Raw genomic sequence first — 17,218 nt, 5'->3', positions numbered from 1 at the left:
TGCCCTTGCCTGTTGCGCCGCAGCCTTCATGAATTCCGCTCTCGCAGCGCCGCGCCCCGGAGACTCCCAATTGAGGGACGATCTGGACGTGGCCTACAACACCTGGCGCCTGCACATGCTCCGCGGCAACTATGACGGATGGAGGGCCACCACCTCCGCCTACCGCCAGGTAAAAGTCCGCAATCTGGCCGTTTCCGAAAAGCGCCCTTTCCCCGCCTCCCTGTTCAGGCAGCCCATGGCGCCTCCGGCCCTGTCTCCGCTCATGTACGTGGGTTCCGTGGTGGACGGCCCTACGGCGGCGGCCACCTATTACGGAAAAGTGGACCTGGGACTGGGCGAGGAGCCCACAGACGCCAATGCTCTGGTCCTGCTGTTCACCAATGAACGCGGCAAATGGAAATACGACCAGGCCCGCTTCTTCAACCTCTCCCGCCTCCCCGCCGTCAGGGACCGCCTGAAACGCGGAGACGCCACCGTGCTGATGGAGCAGGACGGATTCCAGCCTCTTGGAAAAATCCCGCCCGTGCCTCCTCTCTGCCCTCCGGCCAAATACATCGCCAAAATCCTGGTGGACTGCCCCGGCCGCACCGTAAAAGCCAATATCAACAACATCTCCCATCATGAATTCGACAACACCAGGCAGGCGGAAGTCATCTCCGGCGGCCTCAGGGACGGAGGCAACTCCATCACGCTGAACTTTGCAGACAGCCCCAGCGGCGAAAAAGGGGCCGTCCTAGTGGAAGTGTACATCATGCCGGAAATTCCGGGCCACCTCCCCGCACGCGCCTTCTCCTACTTCGTTCCGCCCAAGGAACTCCCAAGAAACGGGCCTTCGCTGATCAACGTCACCCCGGAATTATTAAAGACCATGGCCCCTAAAAGCGCACCCGCCGTACCGGGCGCCGCTAAATAAAATCGTCATTCTTCAACGTTTCCTGCGCGGGCCCGGTCATACCGCCATATGACAACTCAACCTCAAGTCAACAGCACCTCGGTGTCCGGCGGTTCATGGTGGATGGGCATCCTTGGCGTCATTGAGCTATTTCTTGGATTTATTGCTCTGGCGTCCCCTTGGCTCGTAGGAGCCAGCTTCATCTGGGTCATCGGCATCATGCTGATGGTACTGGCCGTCATCCGGCTGGTGCAGGTATTTACCGTTCCGGCCTCCAGAGGGTGGAACCTGGTGATGGCCATCCTGTACGCCATCGTCGGCTGGTTCCTGTTCCGTGACCCGAACATCTCCCTGGCCATCACCACGCTCATCATCGGATGGGGCCTGGTCATCGCGGCCGTCTTCCAGGGCGCCTTATGGCTCCAGACCCGCTCCCTTCCCGCCAGCGGATGGCGCCTGTTCAATGTAATCATTACGCTGATTCTTGGCCTCATGGTCATCTTCGGCTGGCCGGAATCCTCCGCCTGGTTCATCGGCACGCTGGTTGCAGTGGAACTCATCTTCTCCGGATGGACGCTGCTCCTGTACGCCTTCAGCGGCCGCTCCGGCCGTCTCCGCGAATCACTTTAATCATTCATGCCCCTCACCCAGGAAGAAACGGAACGCTACGCAAGGCATCTTTCCCTGCCGGAACTGGGCGAGGAAGGGCAGCAAAAACTCAAACGGGCGCACATCGCCCTGGTGGGCCTCGGGGGGCTTGGTTCCCCCGCGGCCCTTTATCTTGCCGCCGCCGGAGTGGGCAGGCTCACCCTCATTGATCCGGACGCGGTCACCCTCTCCAATCTCCAGCGCCAGATCCTGCACGCCACGGACTCCGCCGGAACCGCCAAGACGGACAGCGCGTCCTGCCGCCTGAAAGCCCTGAACCCCGCCGTGGAAATCACCACGGCCACGGAACGCCTCACGCCGGACAATGCCCTGGCCCTGCTGGAAAAATGCGACCTGGCCGTGGACGCTTCAGATAACTACGCGGCACGCTTTGCCCTGGCGGACGCCTGTGCCGCCCTCCGCATCCCGCTGGTGCACGGCGCCGTGAAAGGCTTCATCGGCCAGGCGACCGTGTTCGCCCCCCACGAAGGCACGGCTTGCTACCGCTGCCTCTTTCCGGAGGAAACGCCCATGCAGGAGGAAGACACCGCCTCCGCGGCGGGCATCCTGGGCGCGCATGCGGGAATCATCGGGTGCATCCAGGCGCTGGAAGCCCTGAAAGCCCTTGCCGGCATCCCCTCTCCGCTCAGGGGAGGGCTGCTCTCCGCGGACACCCTGCGCATGCGCTTCACGGTCATTCCCCTGCATCCCAGCCCCACCTGCAAATGCAGGAACGGAGGGGGAGGAGGAGCCGCAATGAAAAATTGACGGAAGAAGGGGCCTCTGGCATCATTCCCGCCAGATATGAACCATTTAACACGCGCCAGATCCGTTTTTGAAATGGAGATTGAAGAACTGCGTGGCGTCCTGTCCCGGCTGGATGAAAACTTCAACAAGGCCGTGGACCTCATGTCCCGGGCCCTGGACCGCGGCAACAAGATCGTCATCGCCGGCGTCGGAAAATCCGGCAACGTCGGGGCCAAAATCGTAGCCACCCTGAACTCCACGGGCACGCCCACCGTCATGCTGGACTCCCTGAACGCCCTGCACGGGGACCTGGGCATCGTCCAGGACGGAGACGTCTGCATCGCCATGTCCTTCTCCGGGGAAACCACGGAACTCCTGACCCTCCTTCCCTTCATCAAGCGCTTTGAACTTCCCGTCATCTCCATGACGGGGAACATCCATTCTTCTCTGGCCAAATACTCGGACGTCGTCCTGGACACGGGAGTTTCCCGCGAGGCCTGCCCGCTGAACCTGGCCCCCACGTCCAGCACCACGGCCATGCTCGTCATGGGGGACGCCCTCGCCATGGCCCTGGTGGAAGCGCGCCACTTCACCGCAAAAGACTTTGCCAAACGCCACCCGGGCGGCTCCCTGGGCCGCGCCCTCCTTACCAGGGTGAGCGACATCATGCGCCAGGGGGATGAAATGGCCATTCTGCCGGAAACGGCCACCGTCAACGACTGCCTGAAAGCAATGACCACCGCCCACACGGGAGCTTGCATCCTGCTCACGGCGGACGGCAAACTGGCCGGCATCTTCACCCACGGCGACTTCGTCAGGGCGTACGGCGCCAACCCTCTCATCGGCCAGCAGCCCGTCGGCGGCCTCATGACCCGCAACCCCATCTACGTGATGGAAGATGACCTGGCGGCGGAAGCCGTGAAAGCCGTCAGCAACCGCCACATTGACGACCTGGTGGTACTCAACAAGGACATGGCGCCCGTCGGCATCATCGACCTCCAGGACCTGGCACGGATGAAGCTGGTCTAACCTCCGCATCCGTCCGACACTCTCCGGCATCCGTGGTAGAAAAGTAACAAATCCATCACGGATGCCTTTTTCATTGAACGGAACCCGTTCCTTCTCCAATCTAAAAAAAATCGGCATGTCTCTCAAATTCCTTATACCCCTCATCACCTGCGCCTGGGGCTTCTCCCATGCCCAGGACGTCTCCGTTGCCCAGGAAACCCCGGCACAGCAGGAACAGGAGGAAACCTCCCCGGAAGTTCCCCTGCCGGACGGCAAGACGGTACCCAAATTCGAACCGCTGGACGACCACCGCATCAAGATAGGCAACGTCATCGTCAACCACAAGGAGCGCACCGTCAGCTTCAATGCCCAGGTCAACATGAAAGAGGGCATTCTGGAATACGTCTGCTGCATGCCTAACGGCAAGCTTCACGAATCCCTGCTGGTGTCCGAGGCGGACCCGCTTCACATCAGCCTGGGGATGACCCTGCTCAAATTCCGCCGTTTTGAAAAATTCTTCCCCGTTCGGGATGAAAACTTTGAATGGCTCCCCTTCACGGAACCCAAACCGGCCGACTATGCGGACGCCTACGTCCAGATCGTCATGACCTACACGCAGGACGGCAAGGAACAGAAAAGCGACTTTTCCGACCTCATCGTCAACTCGCAGACCCACAAGGGGATTGATCCCAAGGACTGGCTCTACACCAACTCCTTCTTTTACGAAGGGGCCTACCAGGCCAGCCTGAGCGGGGAAATCATCTCCATCTTTGCCAGCCGCACCTCCCCCATCAACTACATCGGAGACTTTCACGACGGCGTCAATGACACGGGCTGGATCGTCAGTCCCCGGAAAAACCTGCCCGTCGGCACCAACGTCACCGTCACCATCTCTCAAAAAACGGTCCAACCCAAACAATAACCATCATGTTTAAATCCGCACTTTCATTAACTCTGGCCGCCGCGCTGGGCACGGCGGCATTGGGGCAAACCACCCTCACGGCAGTTCCGGGAGAAGCGGCCTCCGCCAAATACGCCTCCATCAAGCAGGAAATCCTGCGCGCCATTGAAAAGGGGAACGAATACCTGAAAAGCAAGCAGAACCCGGAAGGCTACTGGGCCCAGCCCTCCTACCCGGCCCTGACGGCCCTGGCGGTCACCGCCTACATGCGCGATCCGGAAAACCAGGGCAAGCCCCTCCCGGAATACATCCGGAAGGGATACGACTTCATCCTGAAATCCCAGAAAGAAGACGGCTCCATCTTCAACCGCGGCATGTCCTCCTACAACACGGCCGTGTGCATGATGGCCCTGCTGGCCGCCAACAAGGAGGAATACGCCCCCGCCATCCTCAAGGCGCGCGCCTACCTCATCAAGCAGCAGAACCACTTCGCTCCGGACAACCCCTACAACGGCGGCATCGGCTACGGGGACAAAAAGGCTCCCCCCATTGCGGACCTCTCCAACACCTCCCTGGCTCTGGAAGCCATCTACTACTCCCAGAAACTCGCCAAGGACGGCAAATACGGCGAACAGCCCGACCTGGACTGGAACGCGGCCACGGAATTCATCAACCGCTGCCAGCAAAATCCCGCCGTCAACAAGGAACCCTGGGTATCGGATGACAAATCCCAGCTCGGCGGCTTCGTGTACCGCCCCGGCGTAGCAAGCGCCAAGGATGCGAAAAGCGCCGCCTTTGACAAGGCGGAACCGCCCAAGGCCTACGGCAGCATGACCTATGCGGGCATGCAGTCCCTCATTTACGCCAACGTGGACAAAAACGACCCCCGCGTCAAGCTGGCCCTCAAATGGCTGGAAAACAGCTATAACCTGGATGAAAACCCCGGCATGGGCGTCCAGGGCCTTTACTACTACTACCAGGCCATGTCCAAGGCCCTCAGCGCTCTGGGCATCGACTACCTGACCCTGGAAGACGGCCGCAAGGTGGACTGGCGTGACGAACTGGCCAACAAGCTCATCTCCATCCAGAAAAGCGACGGCTCCTGGGTGAACACCAACAACCGCTGGTGGGAGGCGGATCCTGTCCTGGTCACGGCATACTGCGTCCTTTCCCTGGAGCAGCTCTACCACTCCATACCCAAATAGGCGGCCATTGACGGTTTCAAGAGCCGGGAGGAATTCCATTCCTTCCGGCCTTTTTCATTTCTGGAAATGAACGCCTAAAACGACAAAAGGGTCTTTACTGAATCATTCCCCTTTCATGAACAGCATTGATTCCATCACCATCGCCGCGGCAGGCTGGGGCCTGCTGGTCCTCCGCCTCACTCTGGCCCTGATCCTGTGGCCCCACGGCGCCCAGAAAGTGCTGGGCTGGTTCGGCGGCGCGGGATGGGACGGAACCTACCGGACATTTACGGAAAAAATGGGCATTCCGCCGTTCCTCACCAAGGTGGCCATGCTCACGGAATTCTGCGCCCCCATCTGCCTGGCCCTGGGGCTATTCACGCGGGTGGCTGCGCTGGGAGTCATGATCATGATGATCGTCGCCATGACCAAGCACCTCAAAAACGGCTACTTTGCCAACTGGTCCGGCAAAAAGGCGGGGGAAGGAATTGAATTCCATGTGCTTTACGCCGGAGCGGCGCTGGCCCTTCTGCTGACTGGTCCCGGCCCCTGGTCCATAGACGCATGGTTCATGAACATCGTCCACGCCATCTTCGGCTGACGGGCATGTCCCCTCCGGGAGGCATAGGACATACTTTCCTGTTCTCAACGCCGCCGCACTCTGGTACTCATAAGGGAGAGGCCGCCCATTTGCGGGAGGCCCTTCCTTTTTGTCTACCATCTCCGTCCACTCATGACCAGCTTGAAACGAACCAAACTCCGGCAATGCACCAACTGCCTATGCGTTATCAACGGCGTCTGGGAATGGGTGGAGGAATGCGCCCGTGAGGCGGCGGACGAGGAACCCGCCATGCGCGGTATTCTGGACGACGTCTGCCTCTCCCGCAACTCCCTGGCCACCTCCATCTCCGCACGGCTGGCCCGCAAGCTCTCCCGCCGGGACATGCCGCGGGAACTGATCGAGCCCCTCATCAGGGAAGCCCTGGCGGATGAAGAAAGCATTCTGAGCCAGATCGCCCACGACCTCATCGCCATCGTGGACCGTGATCCAGCCTGCCGCACCCCTCTGGAACCCCTGCTGTTCTACAAGGGGTTCCACGCCATCACCACCTACCGTATTTCCCACTGGCTGTGGAAACACGGTCGCACGATCATGGCCCTGCAATTCCAGAGCCTTGCCAGCGAAGTATTTGCCGTGGACATCCACCCCGCCGCCGTCATCGGGTGTGGCATCCTGCTGGACCACGCCACCAGCTTTGTGGTAGGGGAAACCGCCATCATCCGCGACAACGTCTCCATCCTGCATGAAGTCACGCTGGGAGGCACCGGGAAAGAGGAAGGGGACCGCCACCCCATCGTGGAATCCGGCGTTCTGATCGGCGCCGGGGCAAAAATTCTGGGCCGTGTCACCATCGGCCAATGCGCGAAAATCGCGGCCTGCTCCGTCGTGCTGGAAGACGTCCCTCCGCACACCACCGTGGCAGGCGTTCCGGCCGTCATCGTCAACGACTCCGTTCCGGACAATCCCGCGCTGGAAATGAACCAGTGCCTTTGTAACTGACGACTAACGGATTACGAATCCGCAGCATCCCTCTGGGCCGGAGCGGAAACGCCTCTGTTCCTTGATCATGGAGGAGGAAGAGATATGACACAAAAAAAGACCAGCCGTGCCGCAATATCCTGCATTTCAACATATTGAAATTCGTAATACTTTGAACGTAAGAATTTTGGATTGAGGCCGGATTCGTAATTCGCATATTCATAAAATATGCGTCCAAGGTTACCCTTTTCTCTGAAAGCCGCGCTTCTGGCTTCCTGCGTTTTCTGCCCCTTCGCCACCTCCGCTTCCGTATCTGACGGCAGCCTCGGCAACGTCATGTACGTGGGGGACTCCATCACCCACGGCGTCAACAGCGGCTCCTACCGCTGGGCACTGCACAAAATCTTCGCGGACAACGGCATTTCCTACAGCACGGCGGGGATCAACACCGGCAACTACTCCGGCGGGGTGGCGGCGGGAATCTCTTACGGCGGCCGCGTATTCAACAACGCCCATTCCTCCCAGGCAAGCGCCCGCGCCTATGAAATCGCAGGGCGCGCAGACGGCGCCAACTACGGACGCTTCAACGGTTCCAACATCAGCAACTGGCTGGGCCTGAGCACGGAAAAAACAAAAGGAGGCACTTACACCGGACAAACGTTCACCGGAACCGCCGCCCCCGACACCTTCTTCATCCTGGTCGGTACCAACGACCTTCTCTCCGACGGCAACAACGGCACGCTCAACGACCGCCTCTCCGCCGTCACGCAAAACCTGCTTGGAGACATGGATACCATGGTGGAAGCCATGAAAACCGCCAATAGCGGCGCGGAAATCATCGTTCTTTCCATCCCGTGCTGGACCCAGCACGCCAACGGCAATTCCAGCGCGACCCACCAGGCCGTGGCCGACTACAACGAATCCCTCAAAAACTGGGGCCGGGACAAGGACGGCGTTACGGTCATCGACGTCAACCAGGGCATCATCGACGTGGCCTCCTCCACCCCCTTCTACGGAGTCAGAACCATGTTCAACAACCCCACGGCGGACGGCCTGCACCCCAACGCCCAGGGCGACCTGCTCATGGCGGGGAACCTGGCCAGGGGCATGGGCTACGCAGGACGGTCGGCCGGGCAGGAAAGAAAAGCCTCCCACGAACTGGGCGTCAACTTCGGGCAGACGCCCTCCATCACCCGGGAGGAGCTCACGGCCAGGGGATTCACGGCCAGCAACGTCACCATCTCCAACAACACGATCAACTTCAACAACGCGGGAACGAGCACCCTGACCTACTCATGGGGGGAATCCCAGGGCGGCTCCGCGGGATACACGGTGGACTTCACCCTGCGCCTGGGCAACGGCAGTACGGGAGGCTGGGACACCACCAACAACTTCTCCCTGAACCTGGGCAACGGCACGCTGAACATCAATGAAGCGTACATCCAGTGGGGAAGCGCCATCCTGTACTCCAGGGACATGTCCGCCAACACGGACACCATCCGCGTGGCCTACGTAGCGGGGGACAACGCCAACGGCCTCAGCGCAGGCTACTACATCTGGCTGGGGGATGTCCTCATCGGGGAGGCGCAAACGGCGGCGGGGGCCAATTCCTCCGGCCTCACCTTCAGCTATTCCGGCACGCTGGACGCCATCCTGTCCAATCTGGCGCTGGACGGCACCCTCTCCTACGCCCCCTCCTCCAGCGGCATTACCGGACCGGAAGCCATCTACCTGGCCCATGGGAGGGCCTCCGCCCTGAAACCGGGCATGATTGAATGGACCACGGACACCGGCGCCACGGCCGTAGCGCCGGCGGGAGCCAACAACACGTACAATGTCCGCAACAGCACCAACTCCAACATCTCCAACATAACCGGAACGGGAAGCACCAAACTCATTCACGCCAACAGCGGCGCGTACGGCACCGCGGAAAACCGGCAGGACCTATGGGTAACGCTTGGAGAGGGAGTGGTCTCCAACAACGGATGGATAGGCGGCCATACTTCCGGGGACCTGTACGGGAATATCAACTTGCGCTTTGCGGAAGGTTCCATCGGCAAATCGACCGTCTTCGGCGCGGTTAACGCCGGAACCGTCCACGGGGACATTTACTTGGAATTCTCCTCCTCCACAGGAAACTTTGACACCTCCTTCACTGCCGGAGAGGCGGACCGCACCTCCGTGGCGGGAGCCTACGCCACCGCCGTGAACGGAGACATTACCATGGCGTTCAATGACGGCGTTTTCTCCCACCGCATTTTCGGCGGTGTTTACACGGGCGCCAAAACCATCTCCGGCTCTACCTCCCTTTACATCAACGGCGGAACGTTCATGAATGAAATCTACGCCGGAAACAAGACGGACGGAACCATCTCCCAGGGAACCAGCCTGACCATCACGGGCACGAACGCCATTCTGGGCAAGGCCGATGGAGACAACTGGGCATGGACGCTCCTGTGCGGAGGCAACAAAACCAGCGGCACCATCAACGGAGGCACCACCATCACCCTGAAGGACATTGCCGCCACCACCGGAAACGGAACCGAGCACAAATTCGACAAATACGCCGGAACCATTGACGGCAAGGGGGGCGGCACTGTCAACGGGGAAAAGAAGCTCGTCTTCGACCACTATACCGCCAGCTTCCTGGGAACACTCCAGAACTTTGACAAGGTGCAGGTCACCGGAAACTCGGACCTGACGCTGGACAAGGCCCTGGGCAACACGGTCTCCTCCCTGGCCGTGGACCAGGGCTCCACCCTCCGGTTTAACGAAGACCAGGGAGCCTCCCTGGACATCACCAACAACGGCACCATCCGCATTTCCCGCAACCTCACCCTCAAATCCGCAGACACCGGAACCGGAACCTACCAGGTGGAAGGAGGCACGCTGGACCTGGCCGGGCAGACCGTCTCCGGGAAAATATCCATCTCCGCGGGAACACTGGCCAACACCGAAGGACTGGGAGCCAAAAGCGTTTCCGTTTCCGGCATCACCGGCGACATCAACATGGGCGGCCTGGACGGAGGCAAGCTGGACTCCATCAGCATGGGAACCGGAACGGGAACCATCTCCGGACTGACGGGAAATGCGGACCTCTCCGGCTCATTAACCCAGCTTCGTCTCTCCGCCGCCAACATGGGCGCGGAAGGCACGGGCATCATCCGGTTCAATGACGCGGCCGGTTCCAGCCTTACGCTGGGAGAACTCACCCTGACGCTGACGGCTGATGCCGTGGCCCTGCTGAACGCTCCCGGAGACTATGCCTTCCACATCACCAACGCCGCTCTTCATGCAGACCCCAACAACATCACGCTGAGCGAATACAACGGCATGGCCTGGGACATCACCCGGACGGAAAACGGCCGGGTAATCATCTCCTTCGGCCATCTGGACGCCATGATCATTGACAGTGGCGCCGTCAAAAACGTCACCTCCGCCGCCACTCTGGGAGCAACGCCCAGCGTCACCAACAACGGAACGCTGAACATCGACCTGCCCCAGGGGACGGCTCCCGAGGACAAGGCAACCGCCATCCGCTACCTGGCCGGGACGGAATCCGATGCCGTCGTGAACACGGGAACGGACAAGGATGTAATCATCACGCTGCTCAATGAAACCTCCGCAGAACCGGGCAAACCGGGCAACACCGCTTACGCCGGGTCCATTCTGGGAAGCGCCCGGCTGGTCAAGGACGGAGAAAGGAAACTGACCATTGACGGTAGAATCACCGCCTCCGCGCTGGACGTTCACCAGGGGGAACTGGTCCTGCAGAACAGGGCGGAAAGCTCCATCATCTCCGGAACCCTGAACGTGGAACGGGACGCGGCGCTGACGCTCAACTCCGCCTCCCTGGCCGCCGCGGACCTGACGGGCTCCGGCTCCATCACCCTGGCCGGGGGAGCCCTGCTCACCATCTCCAGGGAAACGCTTTCAGACCTGACGCTCAACGCCTCCATCACCGGCGCGGGAACTCTGAAACTGGGCAACTGCAACCTGGTTCTCACAACGGGCAGCAATCTGGGAGAAAACGTGCTGCTCCATCTGGACGGCGGCGGCCTGCGCCTGCAGGACGGCTCCACGATCGCCCTGGAAGGCCTGCACCAGGAACAGGAAAACGGCACGCTCCACCTGGGGGCGGACGGCCATCTGGAACTGGCCTCCAGCAACGGCAAAACCTACTCCTTCAAGGGGGAAATCACCGGTACGGGCGTCATCACCCACCGGGGGGAAGGCACGCAGATCATCCTTTCCTCCGGGAACGGCAATGTGGACGTCAGCCATACCAGGACCGGGGGCCACCTCGTCCTGGGGGACAAGAACCTGGCCGCGGACGGTTCCATGGCCTACAGGAACATCTCCATAGGGGACAACACCCGGGAAGCCTCCGACCTGGACGCCACGGCGGACCTTTCCCTGATGAACAACACCACGGCCGGCACGCTCTCCATCGCCTCCAACGGCAAGCTGTACCTGGGCGGCAATCCCAATCAGAGGGCGGTCCAGCTGGTATTGACGGGCAACAACACAGGCGTGGCGGCGGACCTGGCCTCCGGCGCATCCCTGGACCTCACCGTCAGCACGGAAACCGTTTCCCGCAGCGCCGATTCCGGCTGGGCGGCCATCCAGGCGGAAAACGGCTCCATCCGCATCAGCGGGACGGAACCGTCCATCAACGTCAACATTTACGGCCTCGGCGCCGCGGGAGACTGGGCCATCCTGCCGGAATTCACCATCAACGCCCTCTATGCGGAAAACGGACTGGTCACGGCGGACGGGACAAGCTGGACGGCGGACATGGTGAACCTGACTTATGCCGGCTTCGCCAACCTCGTCTATGACATCGGTAAAATGCTTTCCGACGACGGCAGACTCTTCCAGGTCCGCTTCACCAAGCTGGGAGACAGCCCTCTGAAGGACTACGCCTCCACAGACAACCAGAAAGCCGCCGTGGACAGCCTGTGGACCGTCACCTCCGCCCCGCAGAACATCAGCCCAGCCATGATGGAATTCCTCAATGCCGTGGGGAACGCCCAGGCCGCCGGTGACGCGGGAACCATTCAATCCGCCCTCTCCTTCTATGCGGGCAGCGGGATTACCGCCCTGCACTCCGCCCAGAAGGGGGCCCTGAAAGACCAGGTGCTGCACCTGAGAAACAGGGTCGCGCAAATGGGAGCCTCCCTGCAATACGTCAACGACGACCTGCCCCGCTTCAATGCCTGGATTGAAGGGGAAGGCGGCTACCGCAAGCTGGATGACCGGAGGGACGAATCAGGCTACAAGCTCAACACCTGGGGCGGCACCTTCGGGTTTGACGTCACGTGCAGCGACAGTTTCGTCTGGGGCGCGGCCTTCTCCGCCAGCTACGGGGACCTGGACGCCTACAGGGCGAACGGAGACCTGGACTCCTACTACGGCAACCTGTTCTTCCGCCTCCAATCCGGCCGCTGGGCTCACAACCTCATTCTCACCTGTGGATGGAATGACGCCTCCCTGAACCGCACGGCGGGCGTAGCGGGAACCGGCATGTACTCCATGCACGGCAGTACCAGCGGCAGCAGCTGCGGCGCGTTCTATGAAGGCACCTATGACCTGTACCTGAACGAAAACAGGACCTCCGTCTTCCAGCCCCTGGTGAATGGCTCCATTTACAAGAGCCGGATGGACGGCTTTACGGAAACCGGAGGCCTGGGCATGAGCGTGGACGACATGGACTCCACCTACGGCACGGTGGGACTGGGCGCCAGGCTCCGCGGGGAACTCTCCGACAACCTGATGGGAAGAGCCTGCCTGGGTGAACTGCGGGTGCAGGTTGTCCAGAACCTGGGCGACCGGAAAACCACGGCCGCGCTGGCGCCCGTCGGCGCGCCGGGAGCCGGCTTCCGCGTGAACGGGGCCCGGGAAGGCGCCACCGGCGTACAGATAGGCGCGGGCCTCACCATTCCGGTGGGTTACACCGGCTCCGTCTTTGCGGACGTCAACGCGGACTTCCGCAGCCGTGCCGGCAGCGTCAACGGAAGCATCGGCTACAGGCTGGCCTTCTGACAAAAACTTCTTCTGGGTGTAATTGCAACCGGGGGCATCGCAGTCTCGCTGCGGTGCCCCCCTCCGCATCAGGAAATCTCCTCCGGCCGGGAACGGACTGCATCCGGCATTCGGGAAGGGTCCTTTACCTGCCCGGAGCCTTCAATCACGTACTTGTAGGAAGTCAGCTCCCGCAAGGCCATCGGCCCCCGGGCATGGAACTTGTCCGTGCCGATTCCTATTTCCGCGCCGAATCCGAACTCTTCCCCGTCGCTGAACCTTGTGGAGCAATTGTGGTACACGCACGCGCTATCCACGCGGCCCATGAAATAATCGCGGGCCTTTCCGTCCTCCGTCACAATGGAATCGCTGTGGTGGGAACCGTAGCGGTTGATATGCTCCACGGCGTCCCGGACACCGTCTGCCACCTTCACGGACAGAATAAGGTCTTCATACTCCGTGGACCAGTCCTCCTCTGACGCGGGAACGGCTTCCGGCCCGAAAAACGGCATGCTGCGCCCGCATACGCGGCACTCCACCCCGCGCTGGCGCATGCGCTCCGCCGCCATCGGAAGAAACCGTTCCGCCACGGCGGCGTCCACCAGCAGGGTCTCCGCCGCGTTGCAGACTCCCGGCCGCTGGGTCTTGGCGTCGTCCAAAATATTGAGGGCCATCTTCAAATCCGCGGCGGCGTCCACATATACATGGCAAACGCCGTCCAGATGCTTCAGCACCGGAACCCTGGAATAATCCATCACGGTCCGGATCAGCCCCTTCCCTCCCCTGGGAATGATCACGTTCAGACAGGAATCCAGCTCGCACAACTGCTTCACCTCCTCCCGGCTTCCCGAATCAAGAAGCTGGAGGGCGTCCGCCGGAACGGCAGACTCCGCCAGGGCCTCCCGCAGCACGGCCGCAAGAACCCTGTTGGTCCGCAGGGACTCGCGGCCGCCGCGCAGAATGACCGCATTCCCGGACTTCAGGCACAGGGAGGCGGCATCGCAGGTGACGGTGCCGCGGCTCTCATAAATAAAACCGATGACCCCCAGGGGCACGCGCACCTGGCGGATATGCAGCCCGTTGGGCCGCGTCCATTCACGGATGCACTCGCCCACCGGATCGGGAAGGGCCGCTACCTGCTCCATGCCGCACGCCATGTGTTCCACGCGCTCCGGAGTCAGCAGCAGCCTGTCCAGAAACGCGGCATTCCGCCCGTTTTTTTCCGCCTCCTCCATATCCAGGGAATTCTCCCGGATAATTCTCCCCGCGGCTCCCCGGACGCCTGCGGCCATCAGGCGCAGGGCGTCCGCCTTCTCCTCCGGACTCAGGGCGGCCAGCTCACGGGAAGCGGCCACAGCCGCGCGTCCAACAGGTTCAAGAGGATTCTCCATATTCATCGCTTCATCCCTTCTTCGGTACAAAAAACGTTCCCGCCTCCTCCCTGCCGCCTTCCAGCAGTACCCCGATGCGTTCCGGATGGCGGCCATGCATCATGTAGGCGCCTATCCCCGCATTCACGGCTTCCCGGATGGCCTGGAGCTTGGCGCTCATGCCGCCCATGGAAAAACGGCCCCGGTCCTCCTCCGCGAACGCCAGCACGGCGTCCACATCCTCCACCCTGGGGATGATGGCCTTCCGGCTTCCCCCCGGCGGATACAGGCCGTCCACGCTCGTCAGGATAAACAGGGCGTCCGCTTCCAGCATGCGGGCAATATGCACGGAAAGAATATCGTTGTCCCCGAACTTCAATTCCTCCACGGACACGGTGTCATTCTCGTTCACGATGGGAATGATCCTTCCGTGCTCGAACAGGCGCATCACCGTAGCCTGCACATGGTGCCGGCGGCGCTTTAAATCGTCCGCCGTCAGCAAAAGCTGGGCCACATCCACGTCAAAATGGTTGAAAAGATTCTCATACGTCTGCATCAGCCGCGTCTGCCCCACCGCGGCGCAGGCCTGCTTGAGGGACAGCTCCTGCGGATAGGACGGAAGCCCCAGTACGGAAACCCCCGCCCCGACCGCGCCGGAACTCACCAGCACCACCTGGTGGCCCTGCTGCATCAAATCCGCCAGGGCGCTCACCAAATGCACGATGGAAGAGCCGTCCAGCGTTCCGTTCTCACGGGTCAGCACGCCCGTTCCTACCTTCACTACGATCTTCATGCGTCTGCCGCCACTGTACACCAGACGGTCTTCCCGAGAAAGGAAGAAAAAAACTCCCCCGGATCGTCTCTCCCTCCAAATAATACGCTGCGGCAAAAGAGGAAAACCGCGCCCCTCCTCCGCATCCGAGCTCCAGGGAAGCGGCAGCATCCTTTCACCGGGACACGCAGAAACAATCTAAAATAACTTGTGAGTAACAACGCCTTTTGAAAACGGACTTTCATTGACCCGCGACGTCTGCCGCGCCATAGTGGCCACATGATCAGGTTCGTCCTCCTTCTCCTGTGCCTGGGCACGGCCGGACTCTCCCACGTCTTCACGGAGGAGGGAGCCGCCCCGTCAGACTACGACAAACAGGAAAGAACGGGCACCCTGGCCTCCTATCAACCGGAACCGCGGAAGTAAATGCACATCCAGCGTCCGGAACATCCCGTCAACATCCTCCCGGCATTGCCGGATCCGGCGCCCCAACACCAAAAACCGGGCGGAAGCTCCGCATCTGAGGAACTTCCGCCCGGAAAAGGCCAACCGGCTACCCCTTGAACATGCCCAGGGCCCTGGCGACGCCCTCCCCGTACTCGGGATCGCACTCCATGCAGTGGTCAATATGGCGCTGCTTGATGAAATCCGGCGCATCACCCATGGCCCGCGCGGTATTGCCGTACAGGGCTTCCCTCTGTTCCGGCGTCATCAGGCGGAACAGGGCGCGCGGCTGGGAATAATAATCGTGGTCGTCTTCATGGAAATCCCAGTGCCAGGCCGCCCCGTCCAACTCAAGCGGCGGCTCCCGGAACTCCGGCTGCTGCTTCCACTCTCCGTAGCTGTTCGGTTCATAACCCAGCGTGCCTCCCGCGTTGTCGTCCACCCGCATCATGCCGTCGCGGTGGTAACTGTGGAACGGGCACCTGGGTGCGTTCACGGGAATCTGGTTGTGATTCACGCCCAGCCTGTAACGCTGCGCGTCCCCATAGGAAAACAGGCGCCCCTGAAGCATCTTGTCCGGAGAAAAGCCGATGCCGGGCACGATATTGGCCGGATTGAACGCCGCCTGCTCGATCTGGGCGAAATAATTATCCGGATTCCTGTTGAGCTCCAGCACGCCCACTTCCATGAGCGGATAATCCCCGTGCGGCCATACCTTGGTCAGGTCAAACGGATTGAAAGGGCACGCCTTCGCCTGCTCCTGGGCCATGACCTGGATGTACATCGTCCAGCGCGGGAAATCCCCCTTTTCAATGCTTTCATACAAATCGCGCTGGTGGCTTTCACGGTCCTTCGCGACAATGGCCTCCGCCTCCTCGTCCGTGAGGTTCCTGATGCCCTGCTGCGTCTTCAGGTGGAACTTCACCCAGACCCTCTCGTTATCCGCGTTCAACATGCTGAACGCGTGGCTGCCGAAGCCGTGCATGTGCCGGTAGGAAGCCGGAATGCCGCGGTCGCTCATAACCACGGTCACCTGGTGGAAAGCCTCCGGAAGGGAGGACCAGAAATCCCAGTTATTCCGGGCGCTCCGCATATTGGTGCGCGGATCGCGCTTGATGGCGTGGTTCAAGTCCGGAAACTTGAGCGGGTCCCTCAGGAAAAACACGGGCGTATTGTTTCCTACCAGGTCCCAGTTGCCCTCCTCCGTGTAAAATTTGATGGCAAAACCGCGGATATCCCGTTCCGCATCCGCCGCGCCCCGTTCCCCCGCTACCGTGGAAAAGCGGACCAGGAGATCGGTCTTCTTGCCCACCTCTGAAAACAGGGCCGCCTTCGTGTACCGGGTGATATCATGCGTCACGGTAAAGGTGCCGAAAGCTCCGGAACCTTTGGCGTGCATGCGCCTCTCCGGAATCACCTCGCGGTCGAAATGGGCCAGCTTCTCCAGAAACCAGACGTCCTGCAGCAGCATGGGGCCGCGCGGCCCGGCCGTTAAAACGTTCTGGTTATCCGGAACAGGGGCTCCGGCTTCGGTAGTTAAATTCTTCGAATCACTCATGCAATATTTTTTATTTAGAATAATTAAAACAAATTTCCCAACCATGTCAATGACCGAATCCCCGGAAAACCGGAAAGAAAAAATCACCGTCCCTAATTTCCCTTTTTCCACGGCACCCGGACCATCCGGA

The 17,218-nt window shown here is 61.0% G+C and carries 13 protein-coding genes; 10 read left to right on the top strand and 3 right to left on the bottom strand.

Translation table 11 applies throughout. The features are described 5' to 3' along the window. Positions 1–28 precede the first annotated feature (28 nt). The 9 genes from OQH67_RS06775 to OQH67_RS06735 all read left to right on the top strand — a co-directional run bounded on the left by OQH67_RS06775 (position 29) and on the right by OQH67_RS06735 (position 12,965). The gene (locus OQH67_RS06775; RefSeq protein WP_215434059.1) at positions 29–913 is read left to right on the top strand and encodes a hypothetical protein; all 885 of its coding nucleotides are present in this window, start codon (positions 29–31) and stop codon (positions 911–913) included. Between the two features lie 48 nt (positions 914–961). Next, positions 962–1,522 (top strand): HdeD family acid-resistance protein, encoded by a 561-nt coding sequence (locus OQH67_RS06770; protein ID WP_082770231.1) that lies wholly within the window; start codon positions 962–964, stop codon positions 1,520–1,522. 6 nt (positions 1,523–1,528) lie between these two features. Next, entirely contained in the window at positions 1,529–2,308 is a 780-nt protein-coding gene (locus OQH67_RS06765; protein ID WP_215434061.1) for a HesA/MoeB/ThiF family protein, read from the top strand. Between the two features lie 36 nt (positions 2,309–2,344). Then, entirely contained in the window at positions 2,345–3,316 is a 972-nt protein-coding gene (locus OQH67_RS06760) for a KpsF/GutQ family sugar-phosphate isomerase (RefSeq protein ID WP_215434063.1), read from the top strand. Positions 3,317–3,431: 115 nt separating this feature from the next. Further along, entirely contained in the window at positions 3,432–4,217 is a 786-nt protein-coding gene (locus tag OQH67_RS06755; RefSeq protein ID WP_215434065.1) for a YdjY domain-containing protein, read from the top strand. Positions 4,218–4,222: 5 nt separating this feature from the next. Beyond that, the gene (locus OQH67_RS06750) at positions 4,223–5,401 is read left to right on the top strand and encodes a prenyltransferase/squalene oxidase repeat-containing protein (RefSeq protein ID WP_215434067.1); all 1,179 of its coding nucleotides are present in this window, start codon (positions 4,223–4,225) and stop codon (positions 5,399–5,401) included. A gap of 115 nt (positions 5,402–5,516) precedes the next feature. Further along, positions 5,517–5,981: a DoxX family protein gene (locus OQH67_RS06745; protein WP_067572778.1), complete on the top strand. Its 465-nt coding sequence runs from the start codon at positions 5,517–5,519 to the stop codon at positions 5,979–5,981. A gap of 132 nt (positions 5,982–6,113) precedes the next feature. After that, entirely contained in the window at positions 6,114–6,941 is an 828-nt protein-coding gene (gene cysE, locus OQH67_RS06740) for a serine O-acetyltransferase (RefSeq protein WP_215434069.1), read from the top strand. Positions 6,942–7,148: 207 nt separating this feature from the next. Further along, entirely contained in the window at positions 7,149–12,965 is a 5,817-nt protein-coding gene (locus OQH67_RS06735) for an autotransporter domain-containing protein (RefSeq protein WP_215720010.1), read from the top strand. Positions 12,966–13,033: 68 nt separating this feature from the next. Here OQH67_RS06735 and OQH67_RS06730 read toward each other — a convergent pair whose 3' ends face one another. Together OQH67_RS06730 and proB are read right to left on the bottom strand one after the other, a co-directional pair. After that, entirely contained in the window at positions 13,034–14,335 is a 1,302-nt protein-coding gene (locus OQH67_RS06730) for a glutamate-5-semialdehyde dehydrogenase (protein ID WP_251828293.1), read from the bottom strand. Between the two features lie 10 nt (positions 14,336–14,345). Further along, positions 14,346–15,107, bottom strand: a complete 762-nt coding sequence (gene proB / locus OQH67_RS06725; RefSeq protein ID WP_215434075.1) for a glutamate 5-kinase — start codon at positions 15,105–15,107, stop codon at positions 14,346–14,348. A gap of 258 nt (positions 15,108–15,365) precedes the next feature. Between proB and OQH67_RS06720 the strand changes: the two genes are divergently transcribed. After that, positions 15,366–15,512 carry a hypothetical protein gene (locus OQH67_RS06720; protein WP_215434077.1) on the top strand — a complete coding sequence of 49 codons (147 nt, stop codon included), beginning with the start codon at positions 15,366–15,368 and terminating at the stop codon, positions 15,510–15,512. A 127-nt stretch (positions 15,513–15,639) separates the two neighbouring features. On the opposite strand, the gene OQH67_RS06715 is transcribed toward OQH67_RS06720, so the two are convergent. Beyond that, entirely contained in the window at positions 15,640–17,088 is a 1,449-nt protein-coding gene (locus OQH67_RS06715; RefSeq protein WP_215434079.1) for a catalase, read from the bottom strand. Positions 17,089–17,218 lie beyond the last annotated feature (130 nt).

Origin of the sequence: Akkermansia biwaensis (genome assembly GCF_026072915.1) — a bacterium.
Taxonomy (GTDB): Bacteria; Verrucomicrobiota; Verrucomicrobiia; order Verrucomicrobiales; family Akkermansiaceae; genus Akkermansia; species Akkermansia biwaensis.
This window is presented reverse-complemented; position numbering and strand designations above follow the sequence as displayed.